Consider the following 18,260-nt stretch of genomic DNA (forward strand, 5'->3'; position numbering starts at 1 on the left):
ATAAAGAGCGCGTTCAGCCGCCACGCGGGCGGCTGAACGCGCCGGCTGACTCACTTGCCGCTGGTGACCCGCGTCCACAACCGTGTGCTCAGGCGCATGCCCGAGGGCGTCAGGGTCTGGATCGGGAACAGGGTGTCGAGCACCGCTTGTGGCGGGTAGGCGGCCGGGTTGTCGCGCAGCGCCGGGTCGAGGTACGGCAGCGAGGCCGCGTTGCCGTTGGGGTATTGCACCGCGTTGCTGATGCTGGCCATCACCTTGGGGTCGAGCAGGTAGTTCAGGTAGGCGTAGGCAGCGGCCAGGTGCGGCGCGGCTTTCGGGATGGCCACCATGTCCACGGCGATGGTCGAGCCTTCGCGGGGGATGCTGTAGTTCAGGTGCACGCCGTTGTTGGCGTGTTGCGCGCTGCTCATCGCCTGCAGCACGTCGCCGCTGAAGCCGATGGCCACGCAGATATTGCCGTTGGCCAGGTCGCTGACGTACTTGGACTGATGGAAATAGCTGATCGAAGGACGCACCGCGAGCAGCGCAGCCTCGGCTTTTTTCAGGTCGGCGGGGCTTTCGCTGTGCGGGTCGAGCCCCAGCGTGCGCAGGGTGATCGGCAGGATCTGCGTCGGGTTGTCGAGGAACGCCACGCCGCACTGACTGAGCTTGCGGATATTTTCCGGGTCGAACAGCAGTTGCCAGGACTGGGTGACGTCGGTGTTGCCGAAGATCGCCTTGATTTTGTCCTCGTTGTAACCGATGCCAACGGTGACCCACATGTACGGGATCGCATAGCGGTTGCCCGGATCGCTGCTCTCCAAAAGCTTCATCAGCTTGGGATCGAGGTTGTTCCAGTTGGGCAGCTTGCTGCGGTCCAGTTCCTGGATGGCGCCGGCCTTGATCAGCCGTGGCAGGAAATGGTTGGACGGGCTGACCAGATCGTAGCCGCTGCCGCCGGTCATCAGTTTGGCTTCGGTGGTTTCGTTGCTGTCGATGAGGTCGTAGGTGGTCTGGATGCCGGTGCGCCGGGTGAACTCGGTGAGGGTGTCCTCGGCGACATAGCCGCTCCAGTTGGCGATATTGACGCTGTCGGCGGCATGCGCCGCGAGGCTGAGCAGCGCCGCCGAGGCGGCGAGCAGGCAGATACGTGTGATCATCTTGCTCTCTCTTTTGTTGTTGCAAGGGGCGCGAGCGCCGGGTTCGTCAACGTTCCAGCCGGGCACGGCGCACTTCCCAGGCCATGCGCGCAACCGCGCCGACGTCGAAGAAGGGGCGTGGCGGCAGGTAGCCGGGGTGGGCCTGGCCGAGGACATCGCTGAGCAGCGGCGAGCTGGCGCCGATCGCCATGTCCGCGAGCAAGCGGCCCCACAGTGTTCCGCGGGCCACGCCCGAGCCGTTGCAGCCAGACACGGCGTAGAAGTCCTGGTCGACCCGGGCGAAGTACGGCTCGCCGGAGCGCGTGCCGCTCAGGTGGCCGGTCCAGGTGTATTCGAGGTCCCTGGCGTCGAGGCCGGGGAAGCGTTTTTGCAAACCCCGCACGTGTTCGTGCTGGCGGCGTTGCAAGCCGGCGCGATCGAGGTCGGCCTGGCGGTATTCCACGGTATTGCGGATCAGCAGGCGCCGACCCGGCAGCAGGCGCACCGTGGCGCCGCCCGGCAAGGTCGACAGCACGCCCCAGGTGCGCTCGGCAAACAGGCTCTGCCAACGGGCTTCGATCAGCGGCCGGGTGATGCTGGCGCTCAGTTCGAGCGGGAAGGTGCCGCTGCGGTGCACGCCGACCCGGTTCAGGAACGCGCCGACACAGCCGAGCACCCGGGTCGCCCGGACCTCGCCGGCCTCGAGGCGTGCGTGCCAGTGGCCGCCATTGCGCTGGAGGTCGAGCACCGCGCTGTTCTCGAACACTTCCACGTTTGGCGGCAGGCTGTCGGCCAGGCCGCGCACATAGCGGGCCGGCTGCAGCAGCGCATTGCCGCCGGCGCAATGAATGGCGCGGGCGTAGAACTCACTGCCCAGGCGGGTGTGCAAGGCGCCGCCTTCCAGGTAACGGGCGTCGGCGCCGACGGCGGTGAGGGTTTCGATGGCCGCTTCGGCGTGGCGCAGGTGCTCCGGCTGGTGCACCGCAAAGTGATAGCCGCCTTCATCGAATTCGCAGTCGATGCCCAGGTCGTGGATGCGCCGGCGCAGTTCCTGGCCGGCCGCCACGCCAATCCGCGAGGCGACCTGATAACCGGCGAAGCCGGGCGTGCCGAGCAGTTCGCTCGCCGCCGGCAATTCGTGGCTGACGGCAAAGCCCGAGTTGCGCGCCGAAGCACCTTGCGCCACGCGCTGGCGGTCCAGCAGGACGATGCGCTGGTCGGGGAACCGCGCCGCCAGGCTGTGCGCCGCCGACAAGCCGGTAATCCCGCCGCCGATAATCAGCCAGTCGGCCTGCAGGTTGCGCTCGAGGCGCTGCCGGGGCGGCGATTCGCCGGCCAGCGCGATCCATCCACAGCGGTTGTCAATTGACATCGGGCTCTCCACAATCAATGCGCCTGGCTTATCGGAAGTGATGTCGCCAGACGCTGGACAAGCCTTAATTTACGAGCGTTGGCGGCGGTCTTCTAACGTTAAAAATTCATTCAGGCATTCTCAAAACGCATGGATAACTTCTTTCGCACACCCTCGCTCCAGGCCCTGCAGGCGCTGGTCCACGTCGCCGACAGCAGCAGCTTTACCGAGGCCGCCCGCCAGTTGCACCTGACCCAGAGCGCGGTCAGCCGGCAGATCCAGCAACTGGAAGAGCATTACCGGGTGGCGCTGTTCGACCGCACCAGCCGCAAGGTCGCTCTGACCGAAGCGGGGCGCGAGGTGTATGCGTTGTCCTGCGCGATCCTCAAGGACCTGCGCGCCCTCGGCGAACGGCTCGCGCCGCCGTCGTCGGAGCGGCCGTTCCGTATTCGTATCTTCGTTTCACTGGCGGTGCGCTGGCTGTTGCCGCGCTTGAGTTCGTTCTACGCGGCCAACCCGGAGCTGTGCCTGTCCATAGAGACGGTCAGCGGCGAAGTGGTGGACACCAGCGGCGACTGTGACGCCTACGTGCTGTACCTGCGCGAAGGCCTCGACGGCCGCCCACTGACGCCGCTGTTCGACGAATACCTGATTCCGGTCTGCGCGCCCGTGCTGGGCGACGGTCAGTTGCCGCCGCGCTCCCTCGACGAGCTGGCCGGCCATGCGCTGATCCACGGCTCGACCGCGCGCCACGAATGGACCCAGTGGCTGCAGGCGCAGGCGGATCATCAGCCGCGCAGCTACAAGCACCTGCAATTTAACCTCGATGACCTGGCGCTCGACGCGGCGGCCCGTGGCCTCGGCGTCGCCATGACCGACCGCATGCTCGCCCATGACGCACTGGCCCGCGGCGACCTGATCCTGCCGTTCGGCGAGCCGCTCAAGACCGAAGGTGTCTACGCGCTGTGGCTGCGCGACAGCGGCGCGGCGCACCCGGGGTGCCAGGCGGTGCTGCGCTGGTTCGAGGAGCAACTGGAGCAGACCGGCTCGCGGGACGGTTAACTGACCGGTGCGGTTCGATAGAGCCGATCAATCAAACCGTCATATCCCGCCGCCATATTGAGCGCCTTTCAATAAGGATAACGGTCGCTCACCATGCTCTTCACGCCGCATCGCCTTGCCCTCTGCGTCGCACTTGCCAGTGCCTCTTTCGCCCCGTCCGGTTTCGCCAAGGACTACCTGATCAGCAGCGCCACCCGCGACACGCTGGAACTGAAGAAGGGCGACACCCTCAAGGTCACCGCCCAGGGCAGCATCGTCGCCGGCAGCGATGACGGCGTGATCCTGCCCAAGCAAACCAGCGGCACCACGGTCAGCGTGGACAACGCCGGGATCATCCGCTCCACCGTCGCCCGCGGCCTCGACACCAAGAGCGATGGCGAGGACGAAAGCCACTTCGTCATCAACAACCGCGCCGGCGCGCTGATTCAGGGCACCAACGATGGCCTGCGGATCCAGACCAACCCGGTTGCCGGCGGCAGCCTGAAGATCGTCAACGCCGGCACCATCGAGTCGACCGTGGATGGCCAGGCGATCGACCTGGAAACCCTGAACACTCCGAAGTTCACCACCACCCTGACCAACGAGGCCACGGGCGTGATCCACTCGGTGGGCAACGACGCGATCAAGACCGGCTCCAACGCGGTGATTACCAACTACGGCCTGATCCGCACCGACACCGCGCCGCAGGACAAGGACGGCAAGGACCAGAAATACGACGGCATCAAGATCGGCGAGTCCACTGGCGTCACCGTCTACAACTACGGCACCGTCAGCGCCGACCGCCACGGCATCGACCTGAAGACCGACGCCACCCTGTACAACTATGGCGCTGTCACCGGGCGCAACGGCTCGGGCTTCGGCTCCGACGGTTCCGGCACCGTGTTCAACTACGCCGGCGGGGTCATCACCGGCGCCATTGCCGACGGCAAGATCAACGGCGACGGTGACGGCGTGGACATCGACCTGATCGGCCACATCTACAACGAAGGCACGATCCAGGGCCTGGGCGCCAAAGGTGTCGACAGCGGCGGCCGGCCCAACGGCAGCGAAGGCATCGCCATGGGCGGCGGCAGTATCGTCAACACCGCCACGGGCGTGATCCGCAGCGTCGACAACGGCATCCTGGTGGATGACGGCGCGGAAGGCGCCGGCGTCGCCGCGACTACCATCACCAACTACGGCAGGATCGAAGGCGAGCGCGGTTTCGCCGTCAAGTTGATCGGCGACTACGACGATACCGTCACCAACGGCGGCACCCTCAGCGGCGGCAATGGCCTGGCGCTGAGCATGGGCGGCGGCAACGACCACCTGATCGTCACCACCGGCGGTGTCTTCAACGGCCTGGTGGACGGCGGGGCGGGGATCGACACCCTGACCCTCGACGGTAGTGGCAGCTTCGGCAACAGCGCCAACTTCGAGAAGCTGGTGGTCAGCGGCGGTCGCTGGACCCTCAGCAGCCAGAACGATTTCAGCCAGGGCGGCAGCGTCACTGCGGGTGCGACCCTGGTCAACCAGGGCAGCATTCTCGGCGCGCTGGTGGTGGATGCCGGTGGCGTCTATGCCGGTGGCGGCTCGGTCGGCGGCCTGACGGTCAACGGCAGCCTGCAGACCAACAAGGGGCTGGGCGTGGCCACGGTCAAGGGCGACCTCAACTTCGGCAGCGGCGCGAGCCTGGTGTATGGCGTCAATGCCGATGGCAGCAGCGCGCCGATCAGCGTCGGCGGCACCGCCCGCCTCAACGGCGCGACCCTGCACGTGCAGCCGGCGGCGGGCGAGTACCCGTGGAAGAGCCATTACACCGTGCTCAACGCCGGCGCGGTGCAAGGCACCTTCGGCAAGGTCGAGAGCGACTACGCCTTCCTCACCCCGAACCTGAGCTACAGCGGCACCTCGGTTGGCCTGGACTACACCCGCAACGACGTATCGTTCGCGCAGTACACGCAAAGCGCCAACGGCGGCGCCGCGGCCCGAGCGCTGGGCAGCCTCGGCAGCGACAGCGCGCTGTACAACGCGCTGCTCAATACCTCCACCGCCACCGCGGGCAACGCCATCGAGCAACTGAGCGCCAGCAGCACCGCCAACCTTGCCGGCGCGACCCTGGCCGGCAGCGCGCAGGTCGGCGGCAGCATGCTCGGTGCGATGCAATCGATGGGCAGCACGGCGGGCCTGTTGGTCGGCCTCGATGAGCAAGACACCCCGGTGCTGGCGGCCACCGGCCTGCCGCAGGGCGTGCGTGATCTCAATGACCCGAACGCCCGCGGCCGGCTGTGGACCCAAGCCCTCGGCAGCTACGGCAAGGTCGATGGCAGCCACGGCGGCAGCGCCCTGGAACAACGCACCGGCGGCCTGGTGCTCGGCCTCGATTGGGCGGTCGGCAGCGACTGGCGCCTCGGCGTGCTGGGCGGTTACTCGCGCACTCGCCTGGATGCCACCGGTCTGGACGGCAAGGTCAATAGCTGGCACGCCGGTGTCTACGCCTTGCGTCAGAGCGGACCGCTGGCCCTGCGCCTGGGTGCCGCCTACAGCGCCCACGACGGCGACAGCAAGCGCAGCCTGGACTTCAGCGGTTTCAACGAACGGATCAAGGGCGACTACGACGCCGACAGCCAGCAAGCCTTCGCCGAATTGGGTTATGCCCTAGGCAGCGGACGCTTCAACGCCGAGCCGTTCGCCAACCTCGGCTACCAGCGCTACCACCGCGACGGCTACCGCGAAAAGGGCGGCAACGCCGCGCTGGCAGTGGATACCGACACCCAGGACAACCTCACCAGCACCTTCGGCGTGCGCATCGCCCACCTCGGCCAACTGGACAACGGCATGAGCCTGACCCCGCGGGCCAGCCTCGGCTGGCGCCACACCTACGGCAGCCTCGACACCCGCACCCGCCAGGCCTTCCTCGCCGGCGGCGACGCGTTCAGCGTCGAAGGCAGCGCGCTGGACCGCGACAGCCTGGTGGTCGAAGCCGGACTGACGTTGGGCGTGAGCGCGCGGCAGTCCGTCGGCCTGGGCTACAGCGGCGAACTGGGCAGCAACAGCCGCAACCATGCGCTGATGGGGCAGTGGGAACTGAAGTTCTAAGCGGACGAACGTGCCGCGGGGGCCCGCCTCGCGGCACTATCGATCGCTGCCCCGGCCGCTCAAGGCACCGCCGAAAACACCGACCCGGTCATGCGTTCGCTCAGCAATTCCAGGGCGCGCAATCCCGCCAGCGAGTTGCCCGAGGCGTTGAGCGCGGGCGACCACACACAGATGCTGTAGCGGCCCGGCACCACCGCGACGATGCCGCCGCCCACGCCGCTCTTGCCCGGCAAGCCGACGCGGTAGGCGAAATTGCCGGCCTCGTCGTACAGCCCGCTGGTGGCCATGATCGCGTTGACCTGTTGCGCCTGGCGCGGGCTGAGCACCTGTTCGCCGCTGTGCGGGCAGTAACCGCTGTTGGCCAGGAAGGCAAACGCGCGCGCCACATCGACGCAGTTCATCGACAGCGCGCAGTGGTGGAAGTAGCTGCGCAGCACCGCCTCGACCTCGTTATGGAAGTTGCCGAACGCCTGCATCAGGTAGGCCATGGCGGCATTGCGCGCGCGGTGCTGGTATTCGGACTCGGCGACCAGCGCATCGCTGACAATGCGCGGATTGCCCGCCAGACGGCGGACGAAGTCGCGCATCGACAGGGTCGGCGTGGCGTAGCGGGACTGGTTGATATCGCAGATCACCAGCGCCCCGGCGTTGATGAAGGGATTGCGCGGTTTACCTTTTTCCACTTCCAGTTGCACCAGCGAATTGAACGCCTGCCCGGAAGGCTCGTAGCCCAACCGCGACCAGATCGCCTCGCCGCTGTGGCCGATCGCCTGGACCAGGCTGAACACCTTGGAAATGCTCTGGATCGAGAAGGGCGTGTGCGCATCGCCCGCGCAATGCACCTGACCGTCCAGGCCGTGCACGGCGATGCCCAACTGGTCGGGTTCGACCTGGGCGAGGGCAGGGATGTATTGCGCCACCTGGCCCTGGCTGAGCAGCGGGCGGACCTGGTCGAGGATGTCTTGCAGCAGTGCTTGCATCGGGAAATGCCTGGGGTGCGGAGGTGTGGGTTCAGACGATGGTGGGCGGGGGTGGAGCACATTGTTGGTGGTGCTGACGCAAATCGACCCCTTGAAGGGCTTCGGTCAATTCCACGATTACACCCTTCATGAAAGGACAGAAACCATGAACGACCTGGAACTTCTGGCGCGCCTGAAAGCGCATGAGACTTTTGGCATCTCGATGGTTCAGCGGATCGCGTTGTTTGGTTATCAGCGGGCGGTGGACACGCTTGAGCGGCTTGAAGCGCAGGGGGTTATTGAGCGGGATGAAGCGACTTCGCTGTGGAGGTTGGTGAGCAGCGGGGCCACCGTTCACTGCCAGCAACGGCCCGGTGAAGCAGGCATACCTGAGGCCTGAGCCGGCAGGGCGCTCGGCCGTATTTATTGATCGTGGGTTACGACATTTTATATGACTGCGCCCTGACGTCGGCTCAGCTTTACGTTGATGAGAAGAGTCAAATTCAAGCGCTGAGCCGCATCCAATCCAGCCTGGCTTACCTCTTTCCCGGAAACCTTCACACATGACCATGTCACTAATGGTGATTTTATCTAATGATCAATCTGGGTTTGGACTCCGTGGTTTTAAGCTATGTATTAATTCACGGGCTCAAATTTTGTCATGGTTTTGTATTCAGACTCTAAAACGAGTTTTGCTCCACAGAAATAATTGTCCACGCGCGGCGGATTGCCTGCCGCACCTATGCCTATAGTTGAAATGGCATTTGAAGGGAGGTCAAACTCATTGCTTAGATAGTTTTTTACAGTCACCGCATGCCGCTCACTCACTTTTTGTGCGTACGCTAATGGTCCACCAGTTTCTTTGAAACCAACTACTAGTAATGGATCGTCTGCTGTTGCTGTTGATATCTTGTTTTCCGCATATTGATGTTGTGCTTCTTCAATGAAGTCAGGAGATTCTAGGATATTGCTTCGATTCCATCTGAAAAAATAGCAACCCTCTTTTGCGAGATCAAGGAGCATAAGCTTGTATTCACCGTCAAAATGATCCCATTCACTTACCTTTTTTTCAGGGGTATTGGGTTTGGTTTGTATCCAGACCCACGATCCAAGTCCGGCTAGGGCTATCACGAAGGTAAATGACAGCATGGCAAGTATTATTCGGTAAGAGTGCTCGTTTTGAAGTTGAGGGAATATATTCTTACGAATTACCTCTCTGAATATAATCAAAAAAACAGCTAGCCCTAGTCCGCCAACACCAGCAATCTGCACTATGAATTTTATTGTTTCAGCCTCCATGCCAATCTCCTTTCAGTCTCTTCAATACAGCCGCTGATCAGTTGGAACGGTTAGGGTGCGCTGGGCCGGTGGTGACATTAGTCTCGAATACAGCTTAGATCGGATTTCAGCGGTCAGGGTGGCAGCGTTCGCAGGCACCTGTAATTTTGAAGCAGTAGTTAGACAGCAGAGGGGCTGGGGACTTATGCAGTAGGTCATCAGCGCCCAGTGTCATTTCAGTCAGGCCAACCCGACAGTGCCCGCTACTCAGCGGGCACCACTTCCTTCCGGGAAAACACCCTACCAGTTGTAACTCACCTTGGCCGTAACCTCCCGACCCGGGTTGTAGAAGTTCGCCGTGCCGGAACCCACCACGTGTTGCTCATCCAGCAGGTTGCTGACATTCACGGCCAGGTCGGTGCCTTTGGCAATCCGGTAGTTGAGGGCGGCGTCGAACAACGTGGTGCCATCGCTTTTGTTGGTGTTGGCGGCATTCAGGTAATAGGCGCCGACGTAGCGCGCGCCGAGGCCAACGCTGACGTCAGTGCCGGGCACGCTGTAGTAGCTCCACAGCGAGGCGGAATGCTTCGGCGCGGTGGTGAACTCGTTGCCCTTGAGGGAACTGCCGTCGTACAACGAGCCGCGCAGGACTTCGGACTCCATGTAGGAGTAGCCGCCGATCAGGCTGACGTTCTGCGTCACTTGCGCCTTGGCTTCCAGGTCGAGGCCGCGGACCCGCGACTCGCCCACCGTTTGCTGCTCGATGATGCCGCTCGGTAGCACCACGGCGATGGTGACGTTTTCCTGGGTCAGGTCGTAAATGGCTGCGGAGAACAGCGCGTCCATCCCCATGGGCGAATACTTCACGCCCACTTCGTACTGCCTGCCCGTCTGCGGTGTCACGCCAACCTGAGGCGGCGAGACGGATTCCACCATGCTCACGTAGGTGGAAACCTCATCGTTGACGATATAGGTCAACGCGCCGCGGTAGGAGGTCTCGGAGAAGTTGTCCTTATCATCAAATTGCACAGGGCTGGAGAACTGGTTGTAGCCCTTGCTGGACAGTTTCATCGAGTCGTTGCGCACACCGGCGGTGACGATGAAACGCTCGTAGAACGACAGGTTCTGCTGGAGGAATACCGCCTTGGTGGTCGCCTCGCTCTTTTTCGCGGTATACGGCGTGAGTGCGCTTGAAACGCCAGTGAACACCGGGTTGGCAATGTCGATCGAGGACGCCAGGTCGTAGACGGAGCGCTCCTTGGTCGACGAGTCGAGATATTCCACGCCCACCAGGGTGCTGCTGTCGATGTGCTCGAAGCGGGCATCGTATTGCAGCATCAGGTTGCCGTTGAACTGGTTGGCGTCGCTGTCGGTTCCCAGCAGGTAGCGGGGAATCGTCGTGCCGACACGCGAGGCGTTATCGCTCAGGTAAACGTAGCCATAGTCGTCGGTCAGCTCGCTGTAACGCAGGTTGCTGCGCAGCACGAAGCCGTTGTCGAAGTCATGGGTGACGTTGCCACTGAGGCTGGTGCGCTCGACATCGTGAAAGTTGTAGCTGGGCTCGCCATAGAAATCGCTGCGGTCGTATTCCTTGTCCAGCGGATAGCCGCCGCTGTTGGGCGAACTTTCGGTTTTCAGGTAGTCCAGGACCAGGGTGGCCGAGGTGTAATCGGTGGGCGCCCAGGTCAGGCCACCCATCACCAGCCTGTTGTCGTCCTGCGAGTGGTCGTACTCGCGGTCGCTGTTTTGCACTTTGGCGGTGAAGCGGCCGGCCACGGTTTTATCGTCGTTCAGGGCATCGCCCACATCGACGCCTGTCTCGATATGGTCAAAGGAGCCGTAGGTCACATAGCCCTGGCCAAACTGCTCGAAGCGCGGCTGTTTGCTCACGAAGTTCACCGAGCCACCCGGGTCCGCCGGGCCGAACAGCGTGGAGTTGGCGCCACGCAGAATCTCGATGCGCTCATAGGCGAAAGGGTCTTCGCGTACACCGCGCATCGAACTCAGGGTCAAGCCGTCGCGGTAGGTGGTGGCCTGGAAGCCGCGGATCTGGAAGTAGTCGTTGCGGTCGTCCGAGCCATAAAAGTCGCTGACCACGCCGGGCGTGTAGAGCAACGCTTCTTCCGTGGTGCTGACGCTGCGTTGCTCCATTTCCTTGCGGGTAACCACCGACACGGATGCGGGCGTGTTGAGAATGCTGGTCGCCACTTTGCCGCCGACCCAGAGTTCCTTGGCGACCACCGAGTTGGTGTCGTCGTCGGCATTGACCTTGACCTTGGCATTGACGATCAGGGGCGCGAGGCGGAAGTCCTCGACGTCGGTGGCGCCGAGTTCGAGCGGGCCGGCGGCCTTTGGTTGAGGGGTCAGAAGGTAGGCATTCGGGCCTTGCTGCTCGATCTGCAGCTCGCTGCCCTGCAACAACGATGACAGTGCTGTCGCGGTATCGAACGTGCCGTTCACGCCCCGGGTAGTGCGGTTGGCTACCCTCGACGCATCGAAGGAAAGGCTGATGCCAGCCTCGCGGGCAAAGCGGTCAAGCGCCGGCGCCAGCGGGCCGGCGGCGATGTTCCACTGCTGGACCTGATTGTGCTGGTCAGCGCTGGACGCTTGCGCCAGCGACGGCAATGCGTGGCTGCTGACAATCAAACCCAGGATTGCGCCGTGTAAGGCACGATTCAATGGATGGCGCTGTGAAACCGGGGACGAACTCATTTTCTCGCTCCATGGAAGGTATCGGCTGATTGGCCTCTATTTCGGCCTTCCTTACAGGTCGAGCGAGAATGAGAAATCACCTCATTTATTTTTTCAGCCAAGAGAAAGGAGCAGTTGGACTCAGCCGGCAGCGCTCAATGTCACCCAATAACGGGTCCGATAATCAACGCGCAGACGCAGTGACTGTGCGACCAATGCCAGTACCTGATCGTTGTCGGCGAGCTGAAAGGTGCCGGAGACCCGACGATCAGCCACCGCGTCGGCGCAGCGCAAAACGCCTGGGCGATAGCGCGACAACTCCCCGATAAAATCACCGAGGCGCATATCGCGCGCGCTGATCACCCCGTCGCTCCAGCTCCATACATCGAGGCCGTTATCCCTGAACTCACGGGCGCCATTGGCGGTGAACAGCAGTTGATGTCCGGCCTGGACGCTGCTGCTGCCGCTGCCGGCAAGGGTGTGGCTGGAGCCAGGAAACACCGTGACCGCTCCGCCCTGAACAGCGAGCAGGGTGCCGTCGTCACGCTCGCGGGCGAGGAAGCGGGTGCTCTGGGCGCGCATGATTCCGTCGCGTGTTTGTACCCAGAACGGTCGCGTTTGCGCCGAGTGTTCATCGGCGCCGACATTCACGATGATTTCGCCACGGCGCAGAATGATCAGGCGCCGCTGGGCGTCGTAATCGCTGTCGACCGCGCTGTCGCTATTGAGCTGGATAAGGCTGCCATCATCGAGATGGACGTGCCGTTGCTCGCCGGTGCTGCTGTGCTGTTGCGCAAGCATGGCCGGCAGTGGCGTGTAATCCCGGCCGAGCCAGGCCGCGCCGCCGACAGTGGCTAGCAGGCCCAGCAGCTTCAGGCTTTGCCGTCGACGCATTCCACGGTGGGTGCCATTGAGGGTTTGTCGGGCCAGTTGGGCTGGAATGCCGGCGAATTCATCGCCAAGGGTTTCCACCCGCTGCCACGCCAGCAGATGCTCCGGGCGCTCGAGCAGCCACTGCTCGAACGTGCGCCGGGTGTGCTCATCTGCCTGATTGAAGCGAAGGCACACCAGCCAGTGGATCGCCTGGTCGACAATCGCCGGATCCAGCGCCTGCGGCTCACTCTTCGACATAGCGCAAGCGGTAGCAGTGTTGCAGGGCCTTGGTCAGGTCGCGTTCCACCGTCGCGCGGGATACACCGAGCTTTGCGGCTATTTGTGTGCAGCTCAAACCGTCGAGCTGGGCCAACAGAAATGCCTGGCGAACTCTCGGCTTGAGCTGATCGAGCATGCGGTCGACGCGCTCGAGCGCATCGAGAATCAGCAGCCGGCTTTCTGCCGAGGGCACCTCTTGTTGAGGCAGCAACGCGACGCTTTCCAGGTAGGCGCGTTCGAGTTCGCGACGACGATACTGATCGATCATCAGCCCGCGGGCGATGCTGCTCAAATAGGCACGGGGTTCGCGCAAGGGGCTTGATTGACGGGATTTGAGCAGACGCACGAAGGTGTCTTGCGCCAGGTCCGCCGCGTTTTCGCGACAGCCAGTGCGTCGGCTTAGCCAGCCGTGTAACCACGAGTGGTGGGTGCGATAGAGCAGCCCCAGATCTGCAGTACCTAGCGTATCGTCGCTGCGCATCGGCATCCCGAAAAGTACATGATTGATAATTACTCGCATTCTACTCACGCCAACAGGCGTCACGCAAATGCGCGGTGCCCAGCGTTTGCGGAGGTCAGCCCGACCTGCTCACCGGCCGTTGTCAGTGCTTGGGCACGTTGCTAACATTGCGACTCATTACCGTCTGCACTTGCATCTAAATATCAGGAAGTCTTCCAATGGATGGCGCATCGTCGCGCGAGTCGGTATTGCATCGCGATTTCACCGTTCTCTATGTCGATCACCATTCCTGGCTGCAGAACTGGTTGTATCGGCGTATCCGCTGCCGCAGCGATGCCGCCGATCTGGCGCAGGACACCTTTCTGCGCCTGTTTCGCACGTCAGCCACGCCGCTGGCGCCGGACCTGCGGCAGCCGCGAGCCTATCTGGCGACGGTGGCCAGGCGGCTCATGCTCAATCTGCACCGGCGGCGTTCTGTCGAAGAGGCCTGGTTGCAGACGCTGGCTGAATACACCGAGCAAACCGGGCTGTCGGTCGAGGAGCAATGGCTGATCCGGGAAGCGCTGCAGGCGGTTGACACACTGCTGCACGGTCTGCCGCCGGCGGTGCGCCGCGCGTTCCTGTTGTCGCAACTCGACGGCCATACCTATGCCGAAATCGCGCAGATGCTGAATGTCACGGTGCGGACCGTGCAGCGTTACCTGACTCAGGCGATGGAGCAGTGCATGGTGCTGGCGATGACCGAGGCGTTATGAGCGAGGCACCGCTGGAGCAAAGCGTGGTTCGCGAGGCGGCGCGCTGGTTCATCCGCCTGCACGAGGTCGGGCCTGATGCCGCGCAACGAAAGCGCTTCGAGCAGTGGCGCAGCCAGCACCCCGATCATGAGCGGGCCTGGCAGCTTGCCCAGCGTGTCAGCCAGCAGTGGAAGGGGATTCCAGAAGGCGTCGGGGTGCGCACGCTCGATCGCGCCGACCGGCTGAGCCGCCGCGCCGGGCTCAAGGCCCTGATACTGCTGATGACTGCGGGGCCTGCCGCGCTGATGGTCTGGCGCCATGGCGCCTGGTCGGCGGACGAGCGAACCCTGGTCGGCGAGCAGCGACAGATCGACCTTCCCGATGGCACCCGTCTGAACCTGAACACCGGCAGCGCCGTCGATATCGTCTTCGATGCCCAGCAGCGGCTGATCCGCCTGCGCTCGGGAGAAGTGCTGGTTTCCACGGGGCGGGATCCGCTCAACCGGCCGCTGCGGGTACAGACCGGGCAGGGCAACGTGTACCCCGTCGGGACACGCTTCAGCGTTCGCCTTGAGGATAACGACAGTCTGGTCTGCGTGTTTGGCGGCGCGGTCGACATCTGCCCGAACAGCCGCGCCGAGGCCACCCGCGTGACCGCCGGCAACCAGGCCCGTTTCGACAGCCAGGAGGTGATGGCTGCGCAGCCGCTCGTGCCCGGCAGTGATGGCTGGAGCATGGGCGTGCTGCGGGTAGAGCGCATGCCGCTTGCGACGTTCACCCGGGAACTGAACCGTTACCGGCCCGGTTGGGTGCGCTGTGATCCGCAGATTGCCGACCTGCTTATCAGCGGTGCCTTTCAATTGAGTGATACGGATCTGGTGCTGAGCGCCGTGGCCCGGGCCTTGCCGGTCAGTGTGGTGTACCGGACGCGCTATTGGGTCACGCTGCAGCCCCGTTCGGTCTGAAAAAAGTTTCGTATCGCCTGTCCTGTTTTTCAACGCTGGCGTGTCCTTTCAGCAAACAGGTCTTATCGATACGGAGCGTTCATGGGTTTTTCATCTGGTTATTCTTCCCTTGCCTGCGCGGTGCGCGGTGCCACGCTGGCGCTGAGCGTGCTCGCGAGCCCGGCGTCGATGGCGGCGTCTTCTCAGCATTTCTCCATCCCGGCGGGCCCGCTTGGGCAAGCACTTTCGAGCTTCGCGGCGACGGCGGGCATCAACCTCGCCATTGATCCTGCGCTGGTGCAGGGGCGGCAGAGCCAGGGGTTGGAAGGCGACGTTGCGCTGGCGACCGGTTTCGCCCGCCTGTTGTCGGGCAGCGGGCTGCGCGCGGTGTCCCAGGGCGATGGCGTGTATGTGCTGGAGCCCTTGCCGCGCAGCGACGCCTCGATCGAGATCGAGCCGGTCGAGATCGACGCAAGCCGCCAGGCCCAGGAAAACGGCACGGGGCCGGTGGCCGGTTACGTGGCCAAGCGCACGACGGTCGGCACCAAGACCGATACGCCGATCAATGAAATTCCCCAGAGCATTTCGGTGATCACCCGCGACGAAATGGACCAGCGCGGCGTGCAGGATTTCAACTCGGCCGTGGCTTACACGCCGGGCATCCGGGTGCTCGATTACGCGGGCGGGCAGGGCGCGCCGGACATCTTCATGCGCGGCTTTCGCGCGTTCAACCTGTTCGGTATTTATCAGGACGGGCTGCGTTCAGGTTTCAACCAGTACGACACCAATTTCGAGACCTTCGGCCTTGAGCGCCTCGACGTGATCAAAGGCCCGGCCTCGGTGCTGTTCGGGCAAATGGCGCCAGGCGGGGTGGTCAACATGACCAGCAAGCGGCCGCAGGAAACGCCGATCCGCCATGTGGAAGTGCAAGGGGGCAGCTTCGAGCGTCGCCAGTTCGGGCTGGATATCGGCGACCAACTGGACAGCGCCGGCACACTGTTCGGGCGTGTCGTGATGCTACAGCGCGACAGTGGCACCCAGGTCGATCATTCACCTGACGATCGCACCTACATTGCTCCGTCGCTGACCTGGAAACCCGACGACGCCAACACCCTGACCCTGCTCACCAGTTACAACAAGACCAAAACTGGCGGTTCGGAACAGAGTTTTCCGGCAATCGGTACGGTGCTCAAGAGCCCCTACGGGCACATCGATCCAGATACCAATCTGGGCTGGAAGGGCAGCTATTACCACGTCGAGACCACCTCGATCGGCTCGATCTACGAGCACCTGTTCGACAATGACTGGAAGTTCCAGCAAAACCTGCGCTACATGCACTCCCGGGTTGGGTACCTTTCCAGCGGGCCGGATGTGGTGCTCAACGACGACGGACGCACTCAGGATGTGGGGTTGCAGTACCGCCCGAAAAACAGCGACACGTTCATGGTCGACAACAACATCCAGGGCACCTTCAACACCGGACCGCTACAACACACGCTGATCGCCGGTCTCGACTATTCCCATTACAAAGCCGCAGAAACCCGCCGCAACGGTGACCCGGATCCCGACTTCGAAATGCTCGACCTGTACCGCCCGGTTTATGGCGGCGGGGCGATCTGGTACGACCCTTTGCAGCGGGATGAGCGCAGCACGATGCAGCAGGTCGGCCTGTACCTGCAGGACCAGATCAAGCTGGACCAATGGGCGTTGACCATTGGCGGGCGCGAAGACTGGGCCGAGGGCCATGAACAGGGCCTGTACTTCGGCACCGAAAAGACCGACGTCCGGCAGCGCGACCATAAATTCACCGGGCGTGTCGGGCTGGCCTACCTGTTCGATAACGGCATCACCCCCTATGCCAGTTACAGCACCTCGTTCCAGCCCAACCCGAATACCGATATTTCCGGCACGCTGTTCAAACCCACCGAAGGCAAGCAATACGAAGTCGGGATCAAATACCAGCCGCCCGGCTACAACAGCTCGGTCACGGTATCGGCGTTCGACCTGACCCAGAAAAACGTCACCACCGCAGATCCGCTCAATTCGGGCTATTCGGTTCAGAGTGGCGAAGTGCGGTCCCGGGGTATTGAAGTCGAAGGCAAGGCCAGCCTGACAAACAACCTGAATGTGCTCGCGTCATACGCTTACACCGATGCCCGGATCACTGAAGACACCAGCTACAAAGGCAACACCCCGCGGGCCATTCCTCGCCACGCGGCTGGCGTCTGGCTTGATTACACGATTGATGCGGGGATGTTCGACGGTGTGGGGGCGGGGATTGGCCAGCGGTACATGGGCTCTTCGCAGAATATCCAGAACACCCTGAAAGTCGCGCATTACACCCTGACCGATGCCACGCTGCGCTACGACCTGGGCAAGGTCGGGCTCACCGGCAGCAAGATTTCGATCACCGGCACCAACCTGTTCGACAAGCGTTATTTCGAGCCTGGTTTCTATGAGGATTCGGTGCTGTACGGAAACCGCCGTAACGTGATCGCGACGTTGAGTCACGACTGGTAAGGGGAGGGCGAGAGAGCAATGGGCGCTCACTCTGTGGTGGGCGCTGAGTCCAAGGATCACTCAGTTAAATCAATTGGGGCCGCTTTGCGGCTCTTCGCGAGCAAGCTCGCTCCTACAGGCGCGCCGCTTTTGTAGGAGCGAGCTCGCTCGCGAAGGGAACTGACTGGCATTACCTAAGGCGTTCCGTTTCGTCCATACAGGCGGAACCCGGCGCGTTCGCTCAGCCGCTCGTAATAGTCGCTCACCGCCGGCAAGTGCGGATGATCGAAGGGCGTTTCAAGCCAGCGATTGACCGAGAGTCCGATGGCAATGTCCGCCAGGGAAAAGTGGCGGGATTGAGGCGGTCAAGGACGGTGTGTGGTTCATGTACCCGTTGAACGAATAACTCTGTTTGCGGCCGTCCGATTCCAGGCCAAAGGTGCCAGCAACAACACCGCGACAAGGAAGCCGACCTGGGACATATAGAAAGGCTCCAGCCACTGGTGATGCAAGGCTACGTAGAACGAGTTGTGAATGACATCGACCACGATGATCGCTGCGGTTAGTGCAATGCCTGTGTTTGGTCTGATGAACAGCAGCGCCACTGCTATCGGATCGAGAAGTGTGAGCCCGCCCCAGAACAGGCGGCTTGGCAAACCGGTGGTTGCTCCGTAGCCGTAGTCCCAGAGCCAGCCGTGTTCGATGACGGCATGCAGGTGGTTGGCTGTTGCTACGAGAAGGCAGAGGGCGAACAGTGATCTGATGGCGAGGGAGCGTTTTGGCATGGGGTTGTCTGTGGGGCAGGTGGGGTGGGGATGGTATCGGAGAGCGTGGAGGCGACGGGGGTATTTGGGATTGATTTTGTTGGTGGGCTGATTGTTCGGCTTGGGGTGTTAAAACAGTGCTCGGATTTCTATTCTTGGGTCGAGAGCGG

At 62.8% G+C, this 18,260-nt stretch carries 14 protein-coding genes and 1 pseudogene; 6 read left to right on the top strand and 9 right to left on the bottom strand.

Annotated features, from left to right (window positions below):
* Positions 1–50: 50 nt before the first annotated feature.
* Positions 51–1,139 (bottom strand): polyamine ABC transporter substrate-binding protein, encoded by a 1,089-nt coding sequence (locus tag NTD88_RS23030; RefSeq protein ID WP_262154463.1) that lies wholly within the window; start codon positions 1,137–1,139, stop codon positions 51–53.
* A 46-nt stretch (positions 1,140–1,185) separates the two neighbouring features.
* Positions 1,186–2,484: an NAD(P)/FAD-dependent oxidoreductase gene (locus NTD88_RS23035; protein WP_262154490.1), complete on the bottom strand. Its 1,299-nt coding sequence runs from the start codon at positions 2,482–2,484 to the stop codon at positions 1,186–1,188.
* 135 nt (positions 2,485–2,619) lie between these two features.
* On the opposite strand from NTD88_RS23035, the gene NTD88_RS23040 reads away from it, so the two are divergent.
* Together NTD88_RS23040 and NTD88_RS23045 are read left to right on the top strand one after the other, a co-directional pair.
* Positions 2,620–3,531 carry a LysR substrate-binding domain-containing protein gene (locus NTD88_RS23040; RefSeq protein ID WP_262154462.1) on the top strand — a complete coding sequence of 304 codons (912 nt, stop codon included), beginning with the start codon at positions 2,620–2,622 and terminating at the stop codon, positions 3,529–3,531.
* Between the two features lie 93 nt (positions 3,532–3,624).
* Positions 3,625–6,609, top strand: coding sequence for an autotransporter domain-containing protein (locus tag NTD88_RS23045; RefSeq protein WP_262154461.1), 2,985 nt, complete (start codon positions 3,625–3,627; stop codon positions 6,607–6,609).
* Between the two features lie 59 nt (positions 6,610–6,668).
* Here NTD88_RS23045 and glsB read toward each other — a convergent pair whose 3' ends face one another.
* Positions 6,669–7,589: a glutaminase B gene (glsB, locus tag NTD88_RS23050; RefSeq protein ID WP_095155306.1), complete on the bottom strand. Its 921-nt coding sequence runs from the start codon at positions 7,587–7,589 to the stop codon at positions 6,669–6,671.
* A gap of 145 nt (positions 7,590–7,734) precedes the next feature.
* Here glsB and NTD88_RS23055 point away from each other — a divergent pair, with 145 nt between their 5' ends.
* A complete protein-coding gene (locus NTD88_RS23055) occupies positions 7,735–7,968 on the top strand; it encodes a hypothetical protein (RefSeq protein WP_262154460.1) in 234 nt (77 codons plus the stop codon).
* Positions 7,969–8,204: 236 nt separating this feature from the next.
* Here NTD88_RS23055 and NTD88_RS23060 read toward each other — a convergent pair whose 3' ends face one another.
* From NTD88_RS23060 to NTD88_RS23075, 4 genes are all read right to left on the bottom strand, one after another.
* Positions 8,205–8,867: an OmpA family protein gene (locus tag NTD88_RS23060; RefSeq protein WP_262154459.1), complete on the bottom strand. Its 663-nt coding sequence runs from the start codon at positions 8,865–8,867 to the stop codon at positions 8,205–8,207.
* Positions 8,868–9,146: 279 nt separating this feature from the next.
* Entirely contained in the window at positions 9,147–11,558 is a 2,412-nt protein-coding gene (locus NTD88_RS23065) for a TonB-dependent siderophore receptor (RefSeq protein ID WP_262154458.1), read from the bottom strand.
* 120 nt (positions 11,559–11,678) lie between these two features.
* Positions 11,679–12,668 carry a FecR domain-containing protein gene (locus tag NTD88_RS23070; RefSeq protein ID WP_262154457.1) on the bottom strand — a complete coding sequence of 330 codons (990 nt, stop codon included), beginning with the start codon at positions 12,666–12,668 and terminating at the stop codon, positions 11,679–11,681.
* A complete protein-coding gene (locus NTD88_RS23075) occupies positions 12,655–13,170 on the bottom strand; it encodes a sigma-70 family RNA polymerase sigma factor (protein ID WP_262154456.1) in 516 nt (171 codons plus the stop codon). The genes NTD88_RS23070 and NTD88_RS23075 overlap by 14 nt, the downstream gene beginning before the upstream one ends.
* A 197-nt stretch (positions 13,171–13,367) precedes the next feature.
* Between NTD88_RS23075 and NTD88_RS23080 the strand changes: the two genes are divergently transcribed.
* From NTD88_RS23080 to NTD88_RS23090, 3 genes are all read left to right on the top strand, one after another.
* The gene (locus tag NTD88_RS23080) at positions 13,368–13,904 is read left to right on the top strand and encodes a sigma-70 family RNA polymerase sigma factor (protein WP_110968817.1); all 537 of its coding nucleotides are present in this window, start codon (positions 13,368–13,370) and stop codon (positions 13,902–13,904) included.
* Positions 13,901–14,848, top strand: a complete 948-nt coding sequence (locus NTD88_RS23085) for a FecR domain-containing protein (protein WP_262154455.1) — start codon at positions 13,901–13,903, stop codon at positions 14,846–14,848. The genes NTD88_RS23080 and NTD88_RS23085 overlap by 4 nt, the downstream gene beginning before the upstream one ends.
* A gap of 81 nt (positions 14,849–14,929) precedes the next feature.
* Positions 14,930–17,347, top strand: a complete 2,418-nt coding sequence (locus NTD88_RS23090; RefSeq protein WP_262154454.1) for a TonB-dependent siderophore receptor — start codon at positions 14,930–14,932, stop codon at positions 17,345–17,347.
* Positions 17,348–17,520: 173 nt separating this feature from the next.
* Here NTD88_RS23090 and NTD88_RS23095 read toward each other — a convergent pair.
* Both NTD88_RS23095 and NTD88_RS23100 read right to left on the bottom strand, forming a co-directional pair.
* Positions 17,521–17,673: pseudogene (locus NTD88_RS23095) on the bottom strand (glutathione S-transferase); the annotation flags it as partial.
* Positions 17,674–17,709: 36 nt separating this feature from the next.
* Positions 17,710–18,111: a hypothetical protein gene (locus tag NTD88_RS23100; RefSeq protein ID WP_262154453.1), complete on the bottom strand. Its 402-nt coding sequence runs from the start codon at positions 18,109–18,111 to the stop codon at positions 17,710–17,712.
* Between the last annotated feature and the right edge of the window lie 149 nt (positions 18,112–18,260).

This window comes from Pseudomonas sp. 20P_3.2_Bac5 (assembly GCF_025466035.1).
Taxonomy (GTDB): domain Bacteria; phylum Pseudomonadota; class Gammaproteobacteria; order Pseudomonadales; family Pseudomonadaceae; genus Aquipseudomonas.